At 70.5% G+C, this 22,284-nt stretch carries 18 protein-coding genes; 16 read left to right on the forward strand and 2 right to left on the reverse strand.

Features of this window, described 5'->3' with window-relative positions; genetic code table 11:
- Positions 1–297 precede the first annotated feature (297 nt).
- The 4 genes from ACSMTC_RS29130 (at position 298) to ACSMTC_RS29145 (ending at position 3,313) form a co-directional block, all read left to right on the forward strand.
- Positions 298–792 (forward strand): hypothetical protein, encoded by a 495-nt coding sequence (locus tag ACSMTC_RS29130; RefSeq protein WP_436562692.1) that lies wholly within the window; start codon positions 298–300, stop codon positions 790–792.
- 578 nt (positions 793–1,370) lie between these two features.
- On the forward strand, positions 1,371–2,903 hold the full coding sequence (locus ACSMTC_RS29135; RefSeq protein WP_436562693.1) for a hypothetical protein: 1,533 nt from the start codon (positions 1,371–1,373) through the stop codon (positions 2,901–2,903).
- Between the two features lie 103 nt (positions 2,904–3,006).
- Positions 3,007–3,180 carry a hypothetical protein gene (locus ACSMTC_RS29140; RefSeq protein WP_436562694.1) on the forward strand — a complete coding sequence of 58 codons (174 nt, stop codon included), beginning with the start codon at positions 3,007–3,009 and terminating at the stop codon, positions 3,178–3,180.
- A 28-nt stretch (positions 3,181–3,208) separates the two neighbouring features.
- On the forward strand, positions 3,209–3,313 hold the full coding sequence (locus ACSMTC_RS29145; RefSeq protein ID WP_436562695.1) for an aromatic-ring hydroxylase C-terminal domain-containing protein: 105 nt from the start codon (positions 3,209–3,211) through the stop codon (positions 3,311–3,313).
- Between the two features lie 429 nt (positions 3,314–3,742).
- On the opposite strand, the gene ACSMTC_RS29150 is transcribed toward ACSMTC_RS29145, so the two are convergent.
- Positions 3,743–6,631, reverse strand: a complete 2,889-nt coding sequence (locus tag ACSMTC_RS29150) for a BREX system ATP-binding domain-containing protein (protein WP_436562696.1) — start codon at positions 6,629–6,631, stop codon at positions 3,743–3,745.
- A gap of 403 nt (positions 6,632–7,034) precedes the next feature.
- Here ACSMTC_RS29150 and ACSMTC_RS29155 point away from each other — a divergent pair, with 403 nt between their 5' ends.
- The 10 genes from ACSMTC_RS29155 to ACSMTC_RS29200 all read left to right on the forward strand — a co-directional run bounded on the left by ACSMTC_RS29155 (position 7,035) and on the right by ACSMTC_RS29200 (position 16,543).
- A complete protein-coding gene (locus tag ACSMTC_RS29155; protein WP_436562697.1) occupies positions 7,035–7,769 on the forward strand; it encodes a thioesterase II family protein in 735 nt (244 codons plus the stop codon).
- Between the two features lie 72 nt (positions 7,770–7,841).
- Entirely contained in the window at positions 7,842–8,726 is an 885-nt protein-coding gene (locus ACSMTC_RS29160; RefSeq protein ID WP_436562698.1) for a class I SAM-dependent methyltransferase, read from the forward strand.
- Positions 8,727–8,998: 272 nt separating this feature from the next.
- A complete protein-coding gene (locus ACSMTC_RS29165; RefSeq protein WP_436562699.1) occupies positions 8,999–9,172 on the forward strand; it encodes a hypothetical protein in 174 nt (57 codons plus the stop codon).
- 453 nt (positions 9,173–9,625) lie between these two features.
- The gene (locus ACSMTC_RS29170; protein WP_436562700.1) at positions 9,626–9,997 is read left to right on the forward strand and encodes a hypothetical protein; all 372 of its coding nucleotides are present in this window, start codon (positions 9,626–9,628) and stop codon (positions 9,995–9,997) included.
- A gap of 868 nt (positions 9,998–10,865) precedes the next feature.
- Positions 10,866–11,693 (forward strand): AfsR/SARP family transcriptional regulator, encoded by an 828-nt coding sequence (locus tag ACSMTC_RS29175; RefSeq protein ID WP_436562701.1) that lies wholly within the window; start codon positions 10,866–10,868, stop codon positions 11,691–11,693.
- Positions 11,694–11,723: 30 nt separating this feature from the next.
- Positions 11,724–12,188 carry a group II truncated hemoglobin gene (locus tag ACSMTC_RS29180; RefSeq protein WP_436562702.1) on the forward strand — a complete coding sequence of 155 codons (465 nt, stop codon included), beginning with the start codon at positions 11,724–11,726 and terminating at the stop codon, positions 12,186–12,188.
- A gap of 220 nt (positions 12,189–12,408) precedes the next feature.
- Positions 12,409–13,635, forward strand: coding sequence for an MFS transporter (locus ACSMTC_RS29185; RefSeq protein WP_436562703.1), 1,227 nt, complete (start codon positions 12,409–12,411; stop codon positions 13,633–13,635).
- 79 nt (positions 13,636–13,714) lie between these two features.
- Entirely contained in the window at positions 13,715–14,464 is a 750-nt protein-coding gene (locus ACSMTC_RS29190) for a methyltransferase (RefSeq protein ID WP_436562704.1), read from the forward strand.
- A 127-nt stretch (positions 14,465–14,591) separates the two neighbouring features.
- Complete coding sequence (locus ACSMTC_RS29195; RefSeq protein WP_436562705.1) at positions 14,592–16,049, forward strand: NAD(P)/FAD-dependent oxidoreductase; 1,458 nt, start codon at positions 14,592–14,594, stop codon at positions 16,047–16,049.
- An 86-nt stretch (positions 16,050–16,135) separates the two neighbouring features.
- The gene (locus ACSMTC_RS29200) at positions 16,136–16,543 is read left to right on the forward strand and encodes a RidA family protein (RefSeq protein ID WP_436562706.1); all 408 of its coding nucleotides are present in this window, start codon (positions 16,136–16,138) and stop codon (positions 16,541–16,543) included.
- A 70-nt stretch (positions 16,544–16,613) separates the two neighbouring features.
- Here ACSMTC_RS29200 and ACSMTC_RS29205 read toward each other — a convergent pair whose 3' ends face one another.
- The gene (locus ACSMTC_RS29205; RefSeq protein WP_436562707.1) at positions 16,614–17,189 is read right to left on the reverse strand and encodes a flavoprotein; all 576 of its coding nucleotides are present in this window, start codon (positions 17,187–17,189) and stop codon (positions 16,614–16,616) included.
- Positions 17,190–17,434: 245 nt separating this feature from the next.
- On the opposite strand from ACSMTC_RS29205, the gene ACSMTC_RS29210 reads away from it, so the two are divergent.
- Positions 17,435–20,692, forward strand: a complete 3,258-nt coding sequence (locus ACSMTC_RS29210; protein ID WP_436562708.1) for a non-ribosomal peptide synthetase — start codon at positions 17,435–17,437, stop codon at positions 20,690–20,692.
- Positions 20,689–22,284, forward strand: a complete 1,596-nt coding sequence (locus ACSMTC_RS29215; protein WP_436562709.1) for a GMC family oxidoreductase — start codon at positions 20,689–20,691, stop codon at positions 22,282–22,284. The genes ACSMTC_RS29210 and ACSMTC_RS29215 overlap by 4 nt, the downstream gene beginning before the upstream one ends.

Genomic DNA, 22,284 nt, shown 5'->3' on the forward strand with positions numbered 1-22,284 from the left:
GGCGGTCCGTGCAAGACGATTGGGCGGGGGATGCCAGGAGTGGTATGTGCAGGCCGAAGCCCCCGCACCGTTCCCGCCCCGTGCGGGGTGCGGGTCGGTGTGGGGTCCTTCGCGTTGTCCCGGTTGTGGGGCCTAACGGCTACGTCAGCGCCTCCCTGGCGACGCGGCCGCCGAACAATGGACGAGATCAGTGAAATGAAAAGGTGGACCAGCGGTGCAACGCGAACGGCTGCCCGAAGCGTGCAAGGGAGTGAGGCGCTCCGCTGCGGACGCCCAACTCACCTTATGGGGAAAATCTTGAGGAACCGTCATTTCGGCTTCGCCGCCGTGGGCGTGGCCAGTGCAGCCCTCACCCTGACCGCGTTCGGCGCGACCGCCGCGTCGGCTGCCCCGCAGGCCGCCCACTCGGGCAGCACGATCTCGGCGGGCGAGCCGACGGCCGACTGCGGGGGCAATCCGTACCACCTGCGGGTGCTGCAGGCCATTGACGCGAGCCCCGCCGGCAAGTCACTGACCGCCCAGAACACCAAGTACTTCTGTGGCGACGACGACGGCTACTTCGCCCCGGTGGGCAAGGCCAAGAGGTTCCACTTCGCACCCGGCGCCAAGGCCACCCTGCTCAACGGTATCCACCAGGAGAAGGTCAGCCTGACCGACCTCCTCCGGCGCGTCCATGCCTGCAAGAGCAACGGCAATGCCGTCCACTGGCCGTCCTCCTGCAACAGCCAGTACGTGATCACGGTGAACAAGGCCGGCGCGATCACCACCATCTCCCAGCGCTACCACCCCTGATCCACTCGTTCGTCCGAGTCGCGGCCGATGGCTGCGGGTGCCTCGGTAGTCCACAGAACGCGCTGATCGGGAGCGGATCCCGATCAGCGCGTCGTGGACGACAGCAGCGCCAGCTCAGGTACCGGGAGACGAACCGCAGCGAGTTGTCCAGCCCTCGGTTGGCAGCGGCACTTGGCGATGCCGAAGGCGCCACAGGCGGCTCTGCCTTCACCTCCTGTTTCCCGCCAGGTCGCATTGAACGACGTCGCCCCCGTAGCGCTTGCGCGGAGCGTTCCGGCCTCGCGTGTTAACAGGGCGTCAAGATCGGTCGGCCTGGCGCAAAGGGCGCGTCAGGGAGCGTGGGGACTGGCTCCGTGCGCCGTAGCGTCGGTGGTGATGTCGCGGGTCTGCTCCTCGGGGGAGAGGCGGGTTCGCGGCCACCGCCGGTGAGGATCCTCACCGTTCGACAGCCGGCGGCCAGGTGATGGGGGAGGGGACGCGCGGCCATGACAGCGGGCGTATCGGGCAGACCGGCCGGAACAGCAGGGGAGACGCGTCCGCCGGGGGCGGCGGACGGCGATCCGGCAGGCCCGATACCCGTGCCGCGCGGCCCCCTCACCTCGATCCAGGGGGGCGGAACACCTCCGGGGCCGATCACGATCACCTCACCATCGGGGTCGGTCCCGCGAGGCCGGCCGGGCCTTGCCCGAGCCATCAAGTCTGCTTCGCTGCAACCGAGTTCCTGGAACACCCCGAGACTGGTCCGAGTCCTCACCGGGCTCTGCCTCGCCGCCCTGCTCACCGCGGGCGCCATCACCGCCACCGTCCTCGGCGGCGCCCGCACCGGCACCGACGGCATCGGCCACGACAAGGCCCCGCAGGCCGTCCGCGCCGCCGACCTCTACTTCGCGCTCGCCGACATGGACGCCCAGGCCGCCAACCTGCTGCTGGCCGGTGACGACCCCGACCTCGCCAAGCTGCGCACCGAGACTCAGCAGACCTACGAACAACGCCGCACCCAGGCCGACTCGGACCTCCAGCGCGCCACCGAGGCCGCGACCGGCGACCCCGCCAGCGAACAGGCCGTCCACACCGTCATCGACGACCTCGGCCAGTACGAGAGCCTGGTCGCCCGGGCCCGGCTGCTGGAGGAGCAGGCCCACGCCCCGGCCGGCCGCCCCTCACCCGACGCGCTCACCGCCTACCGCCAGGCCACCGACCTGCTGCGGCAGCAACTCCTGCCCGCCACCGACCGGGTGACCGCGGACAACGCCGCCACCGTCGACCACGTCTACACCACCCAGCGCGCCGACCTCGCCGCCGGGCGCTGGTGGCTGCTCGCCGCCGGACTCGTGGCCGTCGCCGCCCTCGTCCTGCTGCAGCGCACGCTCGCCGTGCGGTTCCGCCGGATCCTCAACCCGGCGCTGCTCGCCGTCACCCTGGTCACCGCGCTCGCCGTCGCCGCCGGCTACACCCTCGCGGGCACCGCCGACCGGAACCTGGTCGTGGCCAAGGTCGACGCCTATGACTCGGTGATCGCGCTCAGCCGCGCCCGTGCCGTCGCCTACGACATGAACGCCGACGAGAGCCGCTACCTCACCGACCCGGCCCGCGCCGCCGCGTACGAGCAGAGCTACTACGACAAGAGCCAGTCCATGGCCCGGGTCGGCGGCACCACGCTCGCCGACTACGACGCCCGGCTGGCCGCGGCCGTCGACGCCCACCGGGCCGACCCGCACGCCAGGGTGCCCTTCGACGGCTTCCTCGGCGACGAGCTGCGGAACATCACCTTCCCCGGCGAGGGGGAGGCGGCGGAGAAGGTACTGGCGGACTACCGCCAGTACCAGCGGGACGACCAGAGGATCCGCGAGCTCTACGCCCAGGGCCGCCTCAAGGAGGCCGTCACCTACGACACCGGCACCGCGGCCGGCCAGTCCAACGCCGACTTCGACGTGCTCTCGGGCGCGATGGACGAGGTCATCGCGATCAACCAGAAGTCCTTCGACAGCGCCGTCGCCGCCACCGATCACGACCTCGGCTCCGGCCTCGCCGTCGGCGGTGGAGCCCTGCTGGCCGTCGCGCTCGGGCTGACCGTCCTCGCGGTCCGTCCCCGTCTGCGCGAGTACCGCTGAGCGCGGTCCGGGCTGGGCGAGTGTCGCTGGCCTCGGGACCCGCCCGCTGCGATGCGCCGGAGAATGTTGACGCGTCGGAAATCCCTGACGCATTGTCGCGGCCGTGCCAACAGACGTCTTCAGCGCACTTGCCAACCCGGTGCGGCGCAAGCTGCTCGACTGCCTGCGGGACGGGCCCCGTGCGATGAGCGACCTCGCGGGCGCGTTCGAGCTCGGCCCGCTGCCGGGGGCACGGCTGTCCGGCGCACGGCTGCTCTCCGGCAACGGAGCCTGCTGACTGGCGCTATATCAACTCCCTGTCTGCAATGGGCGGTCAGGTTGACCGGGTCGAGCGCGGGCCTGCGGCCGACGAGGGTGGGGCGTTGCTGGTCCGCCCGGACGGATACGTCTGCTGGGCCGGCCCGGGATGACGACGCTCACGGCCTGCGGGTCGGTCTCACCTGTTGGTCCGGCACGCCCCGAATCCCGTGATGCCTGGAGGCCGGGCCCCATGCCCGAGCGCATGGGGCCCGGCCGGTCGTCAGCCGCGCGCCACCAAGAACGACTGGCGACAGGGTCCGCGGCGTCGCGTGCCGATAGCTCTCTCTCCCTCCTTGCCCGCCATCGGGCAGGAGGGGCCGTCCTTGCCCGCCATCGGGCGGGGGCACCCCCGGCCGAAGGCTGGGGGCGAGGGGTCCCCGGCCGCGCATCCCTCGTCGCGCGCAGCGCCGCTGTGCTCTCTTCCCCCAGCCTGGCGGCCAGGGGACCCCCTTCTCGATCCGCGCTTCCTGTTGCCGGTCGGTCCAGGGCGGTCTGGGGCGAAATCCCCGGTAGTGCGGACCAGCAAGGCGGAGGCGGCCTCAGGCCGCGGGATGCGAATTCCGGCGTTCCTGGCCGCGGTAGAGCTGCGGAGCGGGCCGGGCCGCGCGAAGACTCGGGTGGCGAGCCGGTGGCTCATCCGTGCGGCCGCGGTGAGGCAGGACGGGAGCGCTGCGCGGTTTCTCCTCGGATGGGAAGTACCTGGCCAGCTCGTGCCGGCCGCTGATGCGCAACTTCCGGTAGGAGTGGGTGAGATGGGACTCGACGTTGCGCAGGCTCACCTTCAGCTGCTGGGCGATGCTGCGGTTGCTCATACCGCGTGAGGCGAGTTCGGAGACCTGCCGTTCGGTGGGGGTGAGCAGCGATTCCGTGGAGTCCTTGCGCGGGTCGGGCCGCCCGCCCGCGCCCCTCAGCTCCCGTTGCACTGCCTTCACCAGGCCGTCGGCGCCGAGCGAGATGCCGACCTCGTTGGCGCGGTGGAGTAGTTCGCGGGCGCGCCCGATCTTCCCGCTCTGGCAATGGGCGCACCCCGCCGCGTACAGGGCGTGGGCGAACTGCAGTGGCATCGGGGCCGGTTCGATGAGTTCCACGGCCTGGCTGGCGAGCCGGAGCGCCTCGCGTCCCGAGCCGACGGAGGCCTGAGCGACCAGGGCGCGGGCCACGGCGAAGGGGGCGTTCCAGCGGCGGGCCAGGTCGGCCTCCACCTGGGCGATCCGGCGGGCGTCGGCCACGTCGCCAAGTGCCATCCGGAGCGTGGCCTCCGTCGAACGCCAGGGCAGGATCGCCGGGTTGACGACGCCCCGGCGCTCCAGCTCCGCCGCGCAGTGGGCGATCAGGGCGAGGCCACGCTGGGGATCGCCCAGCCGTCCGAGAGCTCGTCCGACGCTGTGCAGGAGGTGGAGCCGCCACCAGGTGCCGGGTTGGTCGCCCGGGAGCGGCGGGGCCTCGTCGAGGAGGGCGCCGACTCCGGCGATGTCGTCCTTCTCCAGGGCTGCGTCGATGAGGACGCTGCGGGCGAGCGCCCCGGTGTGGTACCGGTCGGCGCCGATTCCGGTGAGCAGGTCCATGGCGTGGCGGGCGTCCTCCTCGGCCTCGGTCAGTAGACCGCGGTGGAGCTGGGCCAGGCCGCGCACGGCCAGGGCCTCGGCGATCCGGGTCACGGTCCCCTCGGCACGAGCCAGCCGCACCTCGGTGTCCAGGTGCCGCTGGACCTCGTCCACGTCGCCGGCCCAGAGCAGGGCGAGCAGCGCGTGGTACCAGGTGGTCGAGCCGTACGGGGCGCGCGGCACGGACAGCATGCGGTGGGCGATCCGCCGTACCGCGGGCGCGGAGTCACCGGCAGCGGTACGGAGCAGCAGCACCCGCGCCAGTCGGTCCTCGTCCCCGTTCCCGGGCTGGTAGGTGCCCTCGTGGAGCCGTACGTGGGTGAGCCCCCGGCGCAGCCGCGCGTCGGCGGACGGGTTCCGGCCGCCGATCTCCCGCTCGGCGTCCTCCAGTACCTGGCGAGCGCGGGCGGGTTCGTCGAGGCGGAGCAGGATGTCGGACAGCCGCAGCGCTTGGCGGGTCCGCTCGGCGGACCCTGGGGTGCTGGCGATGTGCTCGGTCAGGGCACGGGCGGAGGCAGGCAGGTCCAGGCCGGTGAGAGCCTGGATCCGCAGGTCCTCGGCGCGTGCGGCGAGCTCGGTCGGCACACCGTGCAGGACGGCCTTCTCGATCAGGTGGCGGGCGCCCGCCGGGTCGAGGCCGACCATGCCGTGGGCGATGTCCAGCAGCAGCCGGGCCATCCACGGTTCGTCCAGGCGGTGGGAGCGCAGCAGATGGCCGGCGATGTCCTTGCAGGGGGCGCCGCGCCGTCTGAGGCAGCGGGCGGCGAGATGGTGGAGTTCGGCGCGCTCGGCGCAGGGGATGTCCTGGTAGAGCAGTTCGGTCAGCACGGGGTACCGAAACTTCAGGTCGTGTGGGCACAGCAGCCCGGACTCGGTGAGCCGGGTGAGACATCGGCAGGCGTCCTCCGTGGACACCCCGCACAGGTCGGCGAGGAGGGCGGCGTCCAGGGCCGTGCCCAGGACGCTGGCGCACCGGGCGATCTCGACGCAGTTGGGGTCCAGGCGCCGGAGCATGCACAGGATGCGGTCCTTGACCGACTGGAGGTGCAGCCGTTCGTCCGGCGGGTCCGCCGGTCGGTCCTCGGTGGGGCGGGAAGGAGCGGTGCGGGCCGCGGGCACGGTCCGTATCTGCTCGGTCAGCAGATACGGGTTTCCGCCACTGTCGGCGATCAGGGCGTCCACGGACTCCTGTTCGTGGCCGCAGAGTTCGGCGGCTAGGTCGAGCGCGGCGCTCGGGCTGAGGTCGTGCAGGTGGATGTAGTGGTCGGGGCGGATGCCCTCCATGAACTCGACCAGCAGGTGCTGGTCGGTTGCCGCCTCGCCACGGCGCTTGGTGACGAGCAGTAGGACGGGGAGGTTCTCCAGACGGCGGCTCAGGAAGCCGAGCCACAACAGGGACTGCCGGTCGGCGTGCTGGACGCAGTCGACCGTCAACAGGATCGGGGTGCGCTGCGCGGCCCTGCCCAGGTATGCGCACAGCTCCGCGAGGAGCGGGTAGACGGGTTCGGCCGGCTCGCCGTCACCTCGGGACGTACCGCACAACGAGAAGGCGCGCTGCCACTCCCCCGCCGCTTCGGGCAGCGTCCCGAGGAGCTGGTGTACGACCCCCAGGGGAAAGCGCTGTTCGGTCAGGGACGCGGTGGCCGAGAGCACGACCATGCCCTGCTCCCGGGCGGTCTCCCCGGCCCAGCGCAGGAATGAGGTCTTGCCCGTGCCGATGATTCCCTCCACCAGCGCGACCGCGCCCGCGCCGACTCTCGCGGAGTCGAGCAACTCAGTGATGATCTTGGATTCTTCGCTTCTGCCGAACAGTTCCAGGGGCACGGCCCCTCCACCTCCAGCCTGAACGGTGAACGACCTGGGTGACGCGGAAATTTCCTGGATCTGCGGACTGAGAAACGCCGGCCACGAAAATGGCGGTTGCACACAGATGTGAACCGACGTTAGCACGACCGGCCGTTGAGTTCGTACAGCGAATTTGGTCTGACGGCTCCCGAGGATGGTCCTTCGGTCAATGCTTCGGGGCGACCGTATTGATGTCCACGGGCACCGCACGGGTACGGTCGGCACGGCTTGGCGCCGGTGACCTGCGGCGGGTACGGAAAGCGGTCGCCGCACTCCCCGGAATATTCACTTCCACCTGTTGGCGGAAATCTGACGGAAGGATCGGTACGGTGTCTGCGATCAGTGAGCGCTGCGCCGAGGCATGGCAGGTGAGCGGCCGATGGTGAGCGACTACTCCGTGCGGCTGTTCTGCCTCCCGTTCGAGGGCGTCTCGGCCGGCGTGTACCTGCCCTGGAGCGACATGCTCGGGCCCGCGGTGGTCGTCACACCTGTGGAGTTGCCGGGGCGGGGCCGCCACCCGCGGACCCGCCCGTACGAGCGCCCGGAGCCGCTGCTGGCCGAGATCACGCGGTTCGTGTGCCGCATGCGCGACCGGCCGTTCGCGCTGTACGGGCACGGCTTCGGTGCCCTCCTCGCCTACGAGATCGCGGCCCGGCTGGAGTGGGAGCACGACGCGGTGGCCGAGCGGCTGTACGTGTCCGGCGCCGGCGTGCCGCGTCGGCCGGCGCCGGAGCAGGCGCTCGGCCGGCTGCCGGACGCTGAGCTGCTGCACAGGCTCGGCGAGCGCGGCCGGATACCCCCGGGTGCCCAGGACCCCCGGCGGGCGGCTCGGGTGCTGCCCGCACTCCGGGCGGACCTCGCCGTCCTGGAGGCGTACCAGCGCGATCCGCGCCATGTCCTGCACTGCCCGGTCACCGCCGTGGGCGGGGTGGACGACCGCAGCGTCACCCGCGCTGACTTGGCCGGATGGCGCCGGTGCACCCGGCGCGCCCTGCGGGTGCGAACGTTCCCCGGCGGCCACTACGTCCCGCTCACCGCGCAAGCGGAGCTGCTGGAGGCGTTCAGTTGGGACCTGATGCATCATCAGGTCGCGCCGCACGCAGTCGTCCAGGCGTAGCGGTTCCGGAAACGGCAACAAGAATTGTCCGGCGGGCGCGACGTGCGCATGCTGGGCACCGGAGGTGACCGTATGACCACGCATCACACCGAGGACCTCGACGGTGACGCCCACCGGACCGAGCCGGAACTGGAGGCGGAACTCCACTCCGGCTGCCTGGCAGAGGCATCCCGCTGGCTGCGGGACCTGCTGGGGCCCGAGGAGTGGGTGACGGCGGCGGTGCGCCGCGTGCTGGACGTGGGCAGCGGGCCGGGTGTGGCCTCCTGTGAGCTGGCCCGTGCCTTCCCGCAGGCGGACGTCGTCGCGGTGGACCGGTCCCACTCGCTCCTCGCCCGGGCCGGGGCCCGGGCGGCGGAGCGCGGGCTGACCGGACGTCTCACCACGCTGCGGGCCGAACACCCCGAAGAGTTCGGCCGGTTGGGCCCGGCTGAGGTGATCTGGACCGGCAACGTCTGCCGCCACCTGGGCGACCAGCAGGCTGCCGTACGGAGCCTGGCGTCGGCGCTGCGGCCCGGCGGGCTGCTCGCCGTCTGCGAACACGGTCTTCCGCTCCGCTTCCTGCCCCGCGACATCGGCATGGGCCGGCCCGGCCTCCAGGCACGCCTGGACGCGGCGCTGGAAGAGCGTTTCGCGGCCCGCCGCGCCGGGCTCTCCGGTACCACCTCCGTGGTCGAGGACTGGCCGCTCCTGCTGGCGGCGGCCGGGCTCGTCCCCACCGGCAGCCGCACCTTCCTGATCGACCTCCCCGCCCCGTTGGGCCTGGCCGCGCGCCGCTATCTGCACACCCGGCTGACCCGGCTGCTCGCCGAGATCGGCGACCAGCTCACCCACGCCGACCGGCTGACGGTGGAGCAACTCCTGGACGAGGAGGCAGGCACCGGCATCCTGTGGCGATCGGACGCCTTCTACCTCACAGCTCTCACCGTGCACACCGCCCGCCGGTGCGCTCGCGCCTGATCGCATCGCCGTAACGGAACTCGGCTTTCGACGTTCTGGCAGGTTCGGATGATCAGACTGCGCTGGCTGCGGCCCAGGCCTGCTGGGCGGCGCGGACTTCCTCATCTGTGGGTCGGCCTGGACTGTCGGGCGTAGAACGGGCGACGATGATGACCCGGCGGAGCTTGGCGACCACGTCGGACGATCCGCCACAGAACAGACCATGGCGATGCATCACTCACGAGAACCGCGAATCGGACACTTCTCGATCACGCAATGACCCTGCCTCGCCGATGCCCGCACGAATGCGGTCGCGCATCCTGCGGGATCATCGCGGCCTGCTCGGCCGTGTCGAACTCACACATGCCGGTGCGCAGATAGCTCTGCCCGGCGAGCAGTACATCCCGCCACAGTCATGGAAGGACCGCCACCAGATCTCCACCGACTTCGTGTCGATATCAGGATGACGGCCAAGGCGCCACTAAGGCAGATGTGTATATACCGGATATTCGCCATTGCGCCGGTTCCCGCTCTGGCCGCGGAAGTAGGAGAGCCGTCGGTCCTTTTCGGGTAGGCACGCCCCGATAGAGCCCGCAGCTTTCGGCCAAATCGTCAGCACAGTGAAGAGCAGTCTCCTGTCCGGCAGGTTCGTCCCCTCGGCTGACGTGCTCGAATAGCGACCGCAGCACAGCCCTAAGTGCCTTTCAAGTCGCACGATGGCAGAACTTCGGCCAAAAGTCCTCGACGCACCAACTCCCAACTCAAATTAATGCGTTGACGCATCGCGACATGCGGCCTAGAGTGAATTCGCCGATTGCGGAGCCGTTCGAGCTATTCTGAGAAAGCTCCCGCAGCGGCAATGCAGTCACCATCGCCTCGATAGGTGCGGCCATGGCCGCAGAGGGAAGACGGAGATGCTCATGACGAAGATCCGCACAAAGCTCGCATCCATCGGCATGACGGTCGGCCTGGCGGCTGGAGCTGGCCTCCTCGCCGCCACGCCGGCCTCTGCTAATTCCTCCTACTGCATCACTTCTTCGCCGTCGAACTACTGCCAGACGGGGACCGTTGCCGCATACTCAAACAACACCGTCCAGGTCTACGTCAACGGCCTCTCGGGCGGTGGCGGTCAGTGGCAGGTCTACGACTCCAACACTGGCGTGCGAGTCGGTTGGGGCTACTTCCACAGCGGCAGCGGCAACCCGGTGATCACCATCAGTGGCCTGTACGGCAGCGCCTACTACCTCGTCATCGGGAGCGACTCCGCAAGCGGCCAGATCTACGGCAACTGAAGCTGTGGGAAAGTGATCTGGGTTAACCTGGTCAAATAGGTAGTATGCCCAGGGCTCTTCTGGCTGGAGCCCTGGGCATGCCCGAGTTGGGCGTTTTGGCATATTTGATTCTGTAAATGGCTTATGGTCATGCCACTTTGATGACGTCATGCCCGATAGATAAATGGGGTATAGGGGATGATGTTCGGGCAGGCACGGTCTCGCTCGGTTCTCATGGGTCTCGACAACCACATGATCACCGGCACCGTGCCTGCACTGCTTTCCTGTCCGATCCGCCACAGAACAGACCATGGCGATGCGTCACTCACGAGAACCGCGAATCGGACACTTCTCGATCACGCAATGACCCTGGTGACGGAGTGGTGGGAGTTCACCGCAGCGGGCGCCCACGTGCTGATCCGAGCGAAGACGAACAACGCGCGCCGCCATCGAGCGTGAGAGCCCCGAAGACCCCGGACAAGGTCCCAACAGGGGCGTCCTGTAAGGAATCGAGGGAAGTAGCACGTTGGTACGTCCAAGCTCGTACTCGCCGTCGAGTGCCACCGCACCAGGCTCCGCAAGCGCCCCGAGTTCGGCTAGGGCGCTTATCTGCTTGTGATCAACCTGCGAGATTCTCCACCGCGGTGAGGGCGGATCCGGTAGAGCGGAATTCGCCTGTGGCTTTGCCGCACGCCGGCTCCGAAGAGCACGTTCTCATTTCTTGCCACGGAGGACGTGCCCTTCGGCGTGCCCTCCAACCGTTCGGTGCCGATTCTTCGGTCAGCTCTACGGTCACACCGTATTGAGGCCACCACCCCGTACTCCTAGATTCCTTCCAGTGGCCATCGCCACGAGGAACCGGATGAAGCGGATGAATGACGGAGGGTGCGTGAAGATTCAGGTTCTCGGCCCGCTCCATGCCGAGACCGGCGGGGTTCCGGTCGTCCCGACGGCGGGCAAGCAGCGGCAGATTCTGGCGCTCCTCGCCCTCCATGCCGGGCAGCTCGTGCCGGTGACCACGCTGGTCGAGGAGATCTGGGGCCCCTGGCCGCCGCGCAGCGCGCGCACCACCGTCCAGACGTACGTCCTGCGGCTGCGGCGCACTCTGGCCGCCGCCCTCGGCGGCCCGGACGGTCCGGCCCGCGCCCGGGAGCTGCTGGCCGCCGGGCACGGGGGGTACCTGCTGTGGGCCGACGAGCAGGACGTCGACGCGTTCGCGTTCCAGCGGGAGGCGCAGGCTGGCCACGCCGCCTTCGCGGACGGCGACAGCGAGGCGGCGGCACGTCGGCTGCGCCAGGCGCTGGCGCGGTGGCAAGGGCCGGCGCTGCTGGACGTGCCGACCGGAGCGGCGCTGCGGATCCAGGCGGCTCGTCTGGAGGAGAGCCGGCTGCTCGCGACGGAGCGCCGCATCGATGCCGAGCTGTTGCTCGGTCGGCACAGCGAACTCCTCGCCGAACTGGTCGAGCTGACGTTGCGTCATCCGTCCAATGAACGGCTGAACTCACAGGCCATGGTCGCGTTGTATCGCTCGGGGCGGCGGTCCTCGGCCCTGGAGCTGTACCGCCGGCTGCGCCGACGGCTGGTCGAGGAGCTGGGCCTGGAGCCCATGCCCCAGCTCCAGCGGCTGCATCAGGCGATGCTCTCGGTCGATCCCCGGCTGGACATGGTCACGGAGGGCGGCAGGCCGACGCCGACCTTCGACCTCTATGCGGCCTGAACCTGCCCATACAGAACCGAAGGTGACACAGTGACGAATCGGGTTCCCACCCTGTACGAGTGGGCCGGAGGCGCCGAGGCGCTGGAACGGCTGACGGAGGAGTTCTATGCGCGCGTCCGCAAGGACGAGTTGCTCGCCCCGCTCTTCGCCCACATGGACGACGACCACCCCAAGCACGTCGCGACCTTCCTCGGCGAGGTGCTCGGCGGCCCGGAGCACTACACCGAACAGCACGGCGGTTACCACCACATGGTCTCCCGTCACCGGGGCCGGGCCATCAAGCCCGAGCAGCGGGCACGGTGGGTGGAGCTGATGCGGGAGGCCATGGACGTGGTGGGGCTGCCGGACGACGCGGAGTTCCGTTCGGCGTTCATCGGCTACATCGAGTTCGGCTCGCGCCGCGCCATGGCCAACTCCCAGCCAGGCGTGGGATCCACCGGGCGTACGACCATCAAGAAGTGGGGCTGGGGAGAGGCTCAGCCAGGTGTCGACTGATCAGGCCGGCCGCTGGCCCAGGCGTCCCGGTATCGGCAACAAATGTTGTCCGTTCGTCACGCCTGGATCCAGCATGGGGACCAGGGGTGATCGCCCTCCCGCCATCCGGCAGGCCGCCGCGCGCCCACCGTGATCCGTACGCCCCAACCATTCGAACAAGGAGCTCCCCCATGCGCTTGACCACTCCTCTGCCGGCGCACCAGACCGGAGGTGGCCGCCGATGAGCGTCCAGACCGAACAGCCGCAGGCGGCTTCCGGCAGGACCGCCGCCCGACTGCCACTGGGGGTGTACCTGCTCGCGTTCAGCTTGTTCGCGATGGGCAGCGCCGAGTTCCTGCTCGCCGGCGTCCTGCCGGACATCGCTGACGACCTGGGGATCTCACTCTCCTCCGCCGGAGCCTTGATCTCGGCGTTCGCGATCGGCGTGGTGATCGGCGGCCCGCCGCTGGCCGTGCTGACCCTGCGCTGGCCGCGGCAGCTCACGCTGGTGTCCTCGCAGGCCATCTTCGCCGTAGGTGTGGCGGTCGGACTGATGAGCGGCAACTTCACGGTGCTGCTGGTCACCCGCTTCCTGTGCGGCCTGGCCTACGCGGGGTTTTGGGCGGTCGCCGCGGTCACCGCGATCGGCCTCGTCACCCCCGACCGCACGGCCCGCGCCTCCGGCGTGGTGGTCAGCGGACTCAGTGTCGCCATGGTGGCCGGTGGCCCGGCCGGCGCGCTGTTGAGCCACTTCACCAGCTGGCGGGGCGGGTTCTGGGCAGTGGTCGGCCTCACCGCGATCGGTGCGGTCTCGACTCTGGTCGCCGTGCCCTCAACCAAGGCGGCCCAAGAACCCAGCGTGCGACGGGAGTTGCGCACGATGAAGCAGCCGCAGCTGTGGGTGGTGTACGCCGCGACCCTGCTGAGTACCGCGGCCTACATGATGTCGTACAACTATCTCGCGGCCTTCCTCACCGACATCACGGGCATGCACTCCGTGTGGGTGCCCGCGATCCTGACCCTGTTCGGCATCGGCGCCTTCATCGGTCTGTCCATCGGTGGCCGGATCGCCGACGGGCGCCCGCACCACGCGCTCCTGATCGGGGCGGCCGGGATCCTGGTCTCGTCCGTCCTGCTCGCACTCCTCGGCCGGTACGCGGTGGCCGTCATCCCCCTGGTCCTGCTCCTGGGCGTCTCCGGGTTCGTGCTCAACCCGGCCATCTACGGGCGGGTGTTCACCGTCGCGGCAGGGGCGCCCACTCTCGCAGGGGCCACCGCCGTCTCCATGTTCCAGCTCGGCATCAGCCTCGTCCCCGTCCTGGCGGCCGTCGCCCTCGTCGGCGGCGCCGGCCTGACCGCCATCCCCTGGCTTGGCGCCGGCCTGGCCGTCCTCACCATTCCGGCCGTCCTGATCGACCGCGCGAAGACCCGCAGCCGGGCGAAGAACCTCCAGCCCGGCGACAACTGACCGGCTCGCATTCCACCGTAGAGAGCCGCGGAGCACCTGTCGACTGACCTGCTCTGCGGCTCCCCCAAGGGAGGATCGCATGGACAACAAGCTCGGCTACGAACTCGGAAACTGGGTCGTGTCACAGATCCAGAGCCCGGACCGTCCGACGCAGACGACGTTCTCGCTGCTCGGGCTGGAATGGGACCTACTCCCCGGGGTGTTCCCGCCCTACACGGACCCGGGCCCCGGCCTGTTCGCCTCCTGGGTGCCGTACCAGAAGGGCAGCCGGTTCCTGGAGATGGGCTGCGGCGCGGGCATCGCCGCGGTGATCGCGGCGCAGCGCGGCTGCGAGCGGGCGCTGGCGCTGGACATCAACCCGGCGGCAGTGGAGAACACCCGTCGCAACGCCGCCCGGCACAAGGTGGCCGGCCAGGTGACGGCACTGACCAGCGATCTGTTCGACGCGCTGGACCCGACAGAGGTGCTCGACGTCGTCTTCTGGAACACCCCGTTCATCGAAGCGCCCGAGGACCGTTCCTGCGCCGGCCAGATCGAGCGGGCGGTCTTCGACCCCGGGTACGGGATGGTGCGCAGGTTCTTCCGTGACGTGGTGCCCCGTCTCTCGGCGGAGGGGCGGGTGTACCTGGGTACCAGCGAGGCGATGGGGAATCCCGAGAAAATGCTGCGGGCGGCCACCGACGCGGGATTCGAAGCCCGCCGGTACCGCAGCGAGTCCGTCGAACTTCCGGCGGCGGACTTCGGCGACTCCCCGGTGGTCAAGGCCCACGCCGACGAGCGCGGCATCGTCGACATGGACTTCACCATGTACGAGTTCCTGCGCCGCTGACACTTTCTTGCCTCCGACCGAGGAAGTCCCCGCAGGACGCTCACCGATCCACCAGTTCCGACGGAATTCAGTTCACTATCAATTCGATTCCGGGCGACACGACGGCGCCTTGGAAGATTGGAGTTTGATGAACGCCAACGGGAAGGCAGACGGCACCGGCTTCGATGTGGTAGTCGCTGGGAACGGAGTCCTGGGGCTGTCACTGGCCTGGGTCCTGGCCCGGCGGGGACAACGGGTCGCCGTGCTGGGCCAGCCACACCGCCCCTGGGCCGGCTCGGCGGCGGCCGGTGCCATGCTCGGCTGTTTCGGAGAGGTCACCACCTCCCTGCTGGCCAGCGAGCACGGCCGGGCCAAGCTGGAACTCGGCATCCAGGCCACCAAGTTGTGGCCGCAGTGGCTGGCGGAGCTGGAGGACCAGACCGAGGGCGCCCCGGTCAGGACGGCCGACGGCACCACCGTCATCCTCAACACCATCGGTACGGCCGAGATCGACGACGCCAACTACAACCTCATCCGCGCCGAACTCACCCGCTACCAGGAACCCTTCGAGGATGTCGAGCCCGGCGACCTCGACTGGGTGGACGCCGAGCCGATCTCCCGCCCGCTGAAGGCCTTCCACATACCCGGGGAGCACGCCGTCAACGCCGCTGCCCTGCTGGAACGGCTCGAGTCGGCGGCCGTTCGGGCGGGCGCCACCCTCGTCACCGAATTCGCCACCCGCGTCGAGTACCAGGGCGAGCGGGCGACCGGAGTCGTCCTGGCCTCCGGGGAGCGGATCGGCGCCGACCACGTGGTGCTGGCCGCCGGAGCGCGCACCCAGGAACTCCTCGACAGCCTGCCCGTCGGCCCCCGCATCCCCCGCCTGGTGAGCGGCTACGGCGTCTCCTCCCTCATCAGGACCGTGGACAGGACGACCCCGGACAGCGTCATCCGGACCCCGAACCGCTCCTTCGCCTGCGGACTGCACGTCGTCCCCCGCGGCGACGGGCACGTCTACGTCGGCGCCACCAACGTCATCTCCGTGGAGCCGCGGGACACCCCCGAGATGCGCGACCTGGTCTTCCTCCTCCAGTGCGTCAACCGCCAGGTCCGCCGCAACCTGTGGAACAGCGAGGTCGCCAAGGTCCAGGTCGGCAACCGCCCCGTCTCGATGGACGGCTTCCCGCTGCTCGGCGAGGGCGGCATGCAGGGCCTGTGGATCATGACCGGCACCTACCGTGACGGCCTGCACCTCTCGCCGCTGCTGGCCCAGGACTTCGCGGCCCGGATCCTCGGCGAGCAGCCCCAGGCCGACCTCGCGCGGTTCGCCCCGGTGCGGCAGCCGCTGCGCACCGGGACGCGCGAGCAGATCGTGGATGTCCTCGTCGACCACCAGATGGGCATCGGCTACGAGCAGGACTGGACCATTCCGGTCGAGTGGCACCACTGGATCGAGATGGACGTGCGGCCGGCCACCCTCGCCTGGGCGAACGTGCTCGACCCCGAGTTCACCCCGCCGGCCGAGCTGCTCTTCGCGTCCCGCTTCGACCCCGAACTCGTCAAGCTCCTGCGGAAGTACTACGCCACCTGCCGCGAGCACGGCTGAGCCTTCCCCCGAAAACGCATCACGGCCACCGTACGGGCAGGACGCAACGCGCCTGCCCGTACGGCATCTTCGAGAAAGGACAGAGCATGGCTGTCAAGACGATCGACCCGCCGGAGCTGCCCACGCCCTACGGATGGCGGCAGCTGGCCGTCGGCACCGGAAGCCGCGTGGTGTTCCTCAGCGGTCAGACCCCACGCACCGCCGCCGGTGAACCGGTGGGAACAGGAGACCTGGCCGCCCAGACCGAACAGGTGTACCTCAACATAGCCGCCGGTCTGGCCGCGGCCGGCGCTACCTTCGACGACGTCCTGCGCCTGACCATGTACGTCAAGGACTGGTCGCTGGACAAGTGGGACGAGATCGGGGCGGGCGTCGAGCGCGCCGCTGCCCGGATCGGCGCCGACCTCGTCAGGCCCACCACCCTGGTCGGCGTGGCCACCCTCGCTGAACCCGACTTCCTCATCGAGATCGAGGCCACCGCCATCGTGGCCTGACGCGCGAACGCCGCTGAGCGGCCCCCGGCCGGGAACTCCTCGTTCCCGGCCGAGGGCCGCTCGGCGTTGGTCAGGCCAGGAGGTCGCCGATCACCTTGGCCACCGTGTCCGGGGAGGGCAGGGCGGGATGGTGGCTGGCGACGCCCGTGGACGGGTCGTAACCGTCGTGCCACTCGGGCTCGTTGACGAGCCCGCCGTCCGCGCGGATCTGCGCGATGTTCCGCTGGACAGCCGGCTTGTGCCACATCCTGGCGCCCATTACCGGGAAGTACACGACGGGGTAGTCCACCGACAGTGCCACCGTCAGCAGGCGATTGGGCGCGGCACCGGTCGCTGCCGAGGCGAGGGTGTGGGCGGTGGCCGGCAGCACCGCGAGCAGGTCGTGGTCGGCCGCGAGCCGGGACGGTTTGTCGGTCGGCCAGTGGGCCGGGGACTCCCCGCTCACCACCCGCTCGGCGAACAGCGCGAGACTCTCCGGGGAAATGAACGAGCTCGCGGTGTGCGTCAGCAGGACCGTGAACGTGCTGCCCGCGATGTGTCGGCGCATCGCCTCGATATACGACGGAAGCTGCGCCACCGCAATCGATCCGGTGGCGCCGATGAGGATGCGTTTCCCGGCTGCTGCCAGGGAGTTCTGAGTGGCCATTCCTCGATGATGTCGCTACCGTCCCACCACCGGTCAATGGCGCATGACCCGACCGCCGGAGGGAGTCCGCCACGAGTCCAGCGGCGGTCCAGCGCGCACCAAATACTTCGGTCGCCCCTTCGGTCGGACCGTATTGAGACGCGGTCAGCCGCTGCCTAACTTTCCGTCTGCGCACAACAATTCGAAGGCCCGCCAGGGCATCTGACGAAATGGGGCGAATGTCGATGGAGGATCTCTTCGCGGAAATGCGTGTCAGCTACGGCCGGCGTCGCCTGGGCGAGGACCGGCTGCCGCAGCTCAAGCCGCAGCCGGATCGGCGTCACGAGCCGTTCCCGCTCACCGACATCCAGCAGGCGTATCTGATCGGCCGGCACAAGGGCCTGGAGCTGGGTGGCATCCCCAGCCAGTACTACCTCGAGTTCGACTGTCCCGGTCTTGACCTCGACCGGCTGACCGGCGCCCTGCGGAAGGTTGTCGCCCGGCACGAGGCACTGCGCACGGTGGCCGGGACCGACCAGACACAACGGATCACCGCCGAGGACGAGTTGGAACCGTACGTCATCCGCACCACGGACCTGCGCGGCCGGCCGGCCGCGGACCAGACGGCCGGAGTTGACCGGATCCGCACCGAACTGACGGAGCAGGTGCTGCCGGTGGACCGGGCGCCGCTCGTCGACATCCGCGCCACGCTGCTGGACGGCGACCGCGTCCGGCTCCACCTGGCCGTGGACCTGCTGTTCCTCGACATGCGCAGCCTGTTCCGGTTGCTGGAGGAGTGGCGCCGGTGCTACGACGACCCGGCATGGCGGCCGGAACCGCTGGAGCTGTCGTTCCGCGACTACGTGCTGGCGCAGGAGGCGCTGCGCGAGGACGACCTGGGCCAGGAGGCCGCCGCGTACTGGGCGGACCGCCTGGACGCACTTCCCCCCGCGCCCGAGCTGCCGCTGGCCGCGGCGCCCGAGCAACTCGGCACCCCGCGGTTCGTCCGGCACCGGGCCGTGCTCGCCCCCGAGCGCTGGGCGACGCTTCAGGCGGCCGCCGCGCGGCACGGGCTGACGCCGTCGGGCGCGCTGCTCGCGGCGTACGCGGAGGTGCTGCGGACCTGGTCGCGGCGGCAGGAGTTCACCCTGACCGTCACCCAGTTCCACCGGCTCGGGCTGCACCCGCAGGTCGAGGAGATCATGGGCGACTTCCTGGCGCCGGGCCTGCTCGCCGTCGGCGGGCGGCCCGAGGAGACGTTCGAGCAGCGGGCGAAGAACCTTCAGGAGCGGCTCATGGCGGACCTGGCGCACTCCGCGTACGGCGGCATCCGGGTGCTGCGCGACCTGGCCCGCCGCCGGGATGACCGCCGGGCGTCGATGCCGGTGGTCTTCTCCAGCACGCTCGGCCGCGGAGAGGGCGTCCCTCGGGCCGGGGCCCTGGAGTCGTTCGGCGAGCTGGTGTTCGACCACAGCCGGACGCCGCAGGTGTGGCTGGAGAACCAGATCCTGGAGCTGAACGGCCGGCTCAGCGTCAACTGGAACGCGGTCGAGGGCCTGTTCCCCGAGGGGATGCTGGAGGACATGGTCGCCGCGTACGTGACGCTGCTGGACCGGATGGTGGACGACGAAGCGGTGTGGGGCGCCACCCGCGGGATCGTGCCGCTGCCGGCCGCGCAGGCCAGTGAACGGGAGCGGGCCAACGCCACCGCGGAGGACATCCCGCCGGTGCTGCTGCACGAGCTGGTCGCCGAGGCGGCCCGGTGTCGTCCCGGCGCGCCGGCGGTGATCACGCCCGGCGCGGAGACCACGTACCGTCAGCTGACCGAGGCCGCGCACCGGATCGCACACCGGTTGCTGGCCGGACCCGGTGCCGGGCCGGGCGAGATCGTTGCGGTGTCGATGCGTCCGGGTGCCGCGCAGTACTCCGCGCTGCTCGGGGTGCTGCACACCGGTGCCGCGTACGTGGCCATCGACCCGGAGCTGCCCGAGGAGCGGCGGCTGAAGTTGCTGGCCCGTTGCGCGGTACGGGCCGTGGTGACCGAGCCGGACCTGCGCGACGCGCTGCGCTGGCCGGCGGGCGTGGCGGTGGTGACCCCGCAGGACGAGGCCACCCTGGCGTGTTCCGCCGAGGCGCCCGATCGCCGCCAGGGCCCTGACGACCTGGCGTATGTGATCTTCACCTCGGGCTCCACGGGCGAACCGAAGGGCGTGATGATCACCCACCGGAGTGCCGCTAACACCGTGCAGGACATCAACCGGCGGTTCGGCGTCGGGGAACAGGACCGGGTGATGGCGCTCGCCCCCACCGGCTTCGACCTCTCGGTGTACGACATCTTCGGCGTCCTGGGCGCCGGCGGCACCGTGGTCGTGCCCGACCCGGTGCGCGCCAGCGACCTCGCGCACTGGTCGCAGCTCATCAGCCGCTACGGCGTGACCATCTGGAACAGCGTGCCCGCCCCGATGCGGATGTGGATCGACTCGCTCGGCGACGGGGGCGCCCCACGTGGGTGCCGGTTGCGGCTGGCCCTGCTGAGCGGCGACTGGATCCCGGTGGACCTGCCGACCCGGATCCGGGAGAAGCTCTCCACGATGCGGGTGATCAGCCTGGGCGGCGCCACCGAGGGCTCCATCTGGTCGATCCACCACCCGATCGAGACGGTGCGGCAGGAGTGGTCGAGCATCCCGTACGGCAAGCCGCTGGCCAACCAGACCATGCACGTGTTCAACCAGTGGCTCGAGCCGTCCCCCGTCGGGGTTACCGGCGAGATCCACATCGGCGGCATCGGCGTGGCCCAGGGCTACCTGGGCGATCTCGAGCGCACCGCGGAGCGCTTCCTGGTCCACCCGGTCGCGGGGGAGCGGATCTACCGGACCGGCGACCTCGGCCGGTACCTGCCCGGCGGCGACATCGAGATCCTGGGCCGCGAGGACTTCCAGGTGAAGATCAACGGCTACCGGGTCGAGCTGGGCGAGATCGAGGCCGGGCTCATTCGCCAACCGGGCGTGCGCACCGCGCTGGTCACCGCGCCCGCCCACGCGCGGACCGGACAGCGGCAGATCGTCGCGTACGTGGTGCCCGACGCCGGGGCGGACCCGGACCCGGCCGTGCTGCGGGAGGCGCTGGCATCCCTGCTGCCCGGCTACATGATGCCCAGCCGCTTCCTGACGCTGGACACCCTGCCCCTGACTGGCAACGGCAAGATCGACCACAAGGCGCTCCCCACGCCGTGGAACGACGACGCCGAGGCCGGCGACGGGCGGACGGCACCCCGCAGCCGGGTGGAGGAGCGGCTGTTCGCGCTCTGGTCGCAGCAGCTCGGCCACGGCGACTTCGGTGTGGAGGAGGGCTTCTTCGACATCGGCGGCGACTCCCTGCACGCGGTCGGCCTGCTCGCGCTGCTGCGCGCGGAGTTCGGCATCGGGGCCGACATGGAGACGGATCTGGTCGAAGGGTTGTTCATGAACGCGTCGATCGAGTCGTTCGCCGAACTGATCGCTTCCGTCGAGGAGTTGGCCGCGTGACTGACGAGTGGGAGTACGTGGTCGTCGGAGCGGGCTCGGCCGGAGCCGTCACCGCCGCCCGGCTCGCCGCCCGGGGCTCCGGGAACGTCCTGCTGCTTGAGGCCGGCGCCGACCAGCCGCGTTCCCGGGACCGGTCCCACCCCCTGGCCGACGCCGGCCGCCTGGTGCTGTCCGGTTACAACTGGGACTACCGGGCCAACCTGCGCACCAGCAGCCGCCTGGAGGACCTGGTCGGAGCGCGGGCCGGCGGGCCTGCGGCGGCCCGCGCCCTGTGGGAACGCTTCCCGTACCAGCTGGGCAAGGTCGTCGGCGGCGGCTCCGCCGTCAACGGCGCCATCGCCCTGCGCGGGCTGCCCCGCGACTTCGCCGCCTGGGCGGCGTACGGCAACCCGGACTGGTCGTGGGAGCGGGTGCTGCCGTTCTACAAGGACATCGAGAACGACGCCGACTTCCCCGGCCGCCTCCACGGCGACAGCGGCCCGCTGCCGGTCCGCCGCACCCCGCGCGAGGAGGTGCACGAACTGGACGCGGCGTTCTGGGCGGAGTGCAACCGGCAGGGCGTCGCCGACCTGCCGGACCTCAACGCGGGGGAGGAGGCCGGGGTCGGCCCGATCCCGGGCAACGCGGTGGACGGCGAACGCGTGGACGCCGCCACCGCGTTCCTCGCCGGCGCGCGCGAGCTGCCCAACCTCCAGCTGCGCACCGGGATCCGGGTCGTCCGGGTACTGTTCGAGCAGCACCGGGCCGTCGGCGTTGAGGTCGAGACGGACGGCCGGCTCGCCGCGATCCGGGCCAGGCACGTCGTGCTCAGCGCCGGGGCGGTCGGCACGCCCGTCATCCTTCAGCGCTCGGGTGTCGGCGACGCGGCGTTGCTCCGGGTGCTCGGCATCACCCCCGTGGTGGACCTGCCCGGGGTCGGCCGGGACCTGGTGGACCACCCCTCGGTCGTCATCTGGTCCAAGCCCGCCGACGGGGTGTGCACGCCGGGCCTGCCCTGGCGGCAGGTCGCGGCGCGGATGAGCAGCGGCTTCGACGGCGACGTGGACATCCAGGTGGGGCTGCTCAACAACGTGGAGAGCCACACCATCCCCGGCTTCGTGGACCGCCTCGGCTGGCCGCTGGTCGTGGGCGCCTCGGCGATGCTGATGCGCCCGCGCTCCCGGGGCCGGGTCTTCCTCGACTGCGCCGACCCGTACGCCGCGCCCGTCATCGAGCTGGGCCTCGGCACCGATCCCGAGGACGTGGAGCGGCTCTGCCACGGCGTGCGCCGGGTCTGGGGCCTGCTGCGCTCACCCGGCCTGGCGAGCCGGCTGACCGCCACCCAGTTCTGGAGCGACCGCATGATCGCCAGCGACGGGGTTGTGCGCAGCGGCGTCCGCAACATCATGAACCCCGGCTGGCACGCGGCCGGTTCGTGCCGGATGGGACCGGGGACCGACCCGTGGGCGGTCGCCGACCAGGACGGCCGGGTGCACGGCACGGAGAACCTGCGGATCGCCGACGCCTCGCTCTTCCCGACGATCCCGAGCGCGCCCACCAACCTGACCACCCTGATGCTGGCCGAGAAGCTGGCCCGGAGCATGAAGGAGTGA

The organism is Kitasatospora sp. HPM-01-4, assembly GCF_051374625.1.
GTDB lineage: Bacteria > Actinomycetota > Actinomycetes > Streptomycetales > Streptomycetaceae > Kitasatospora.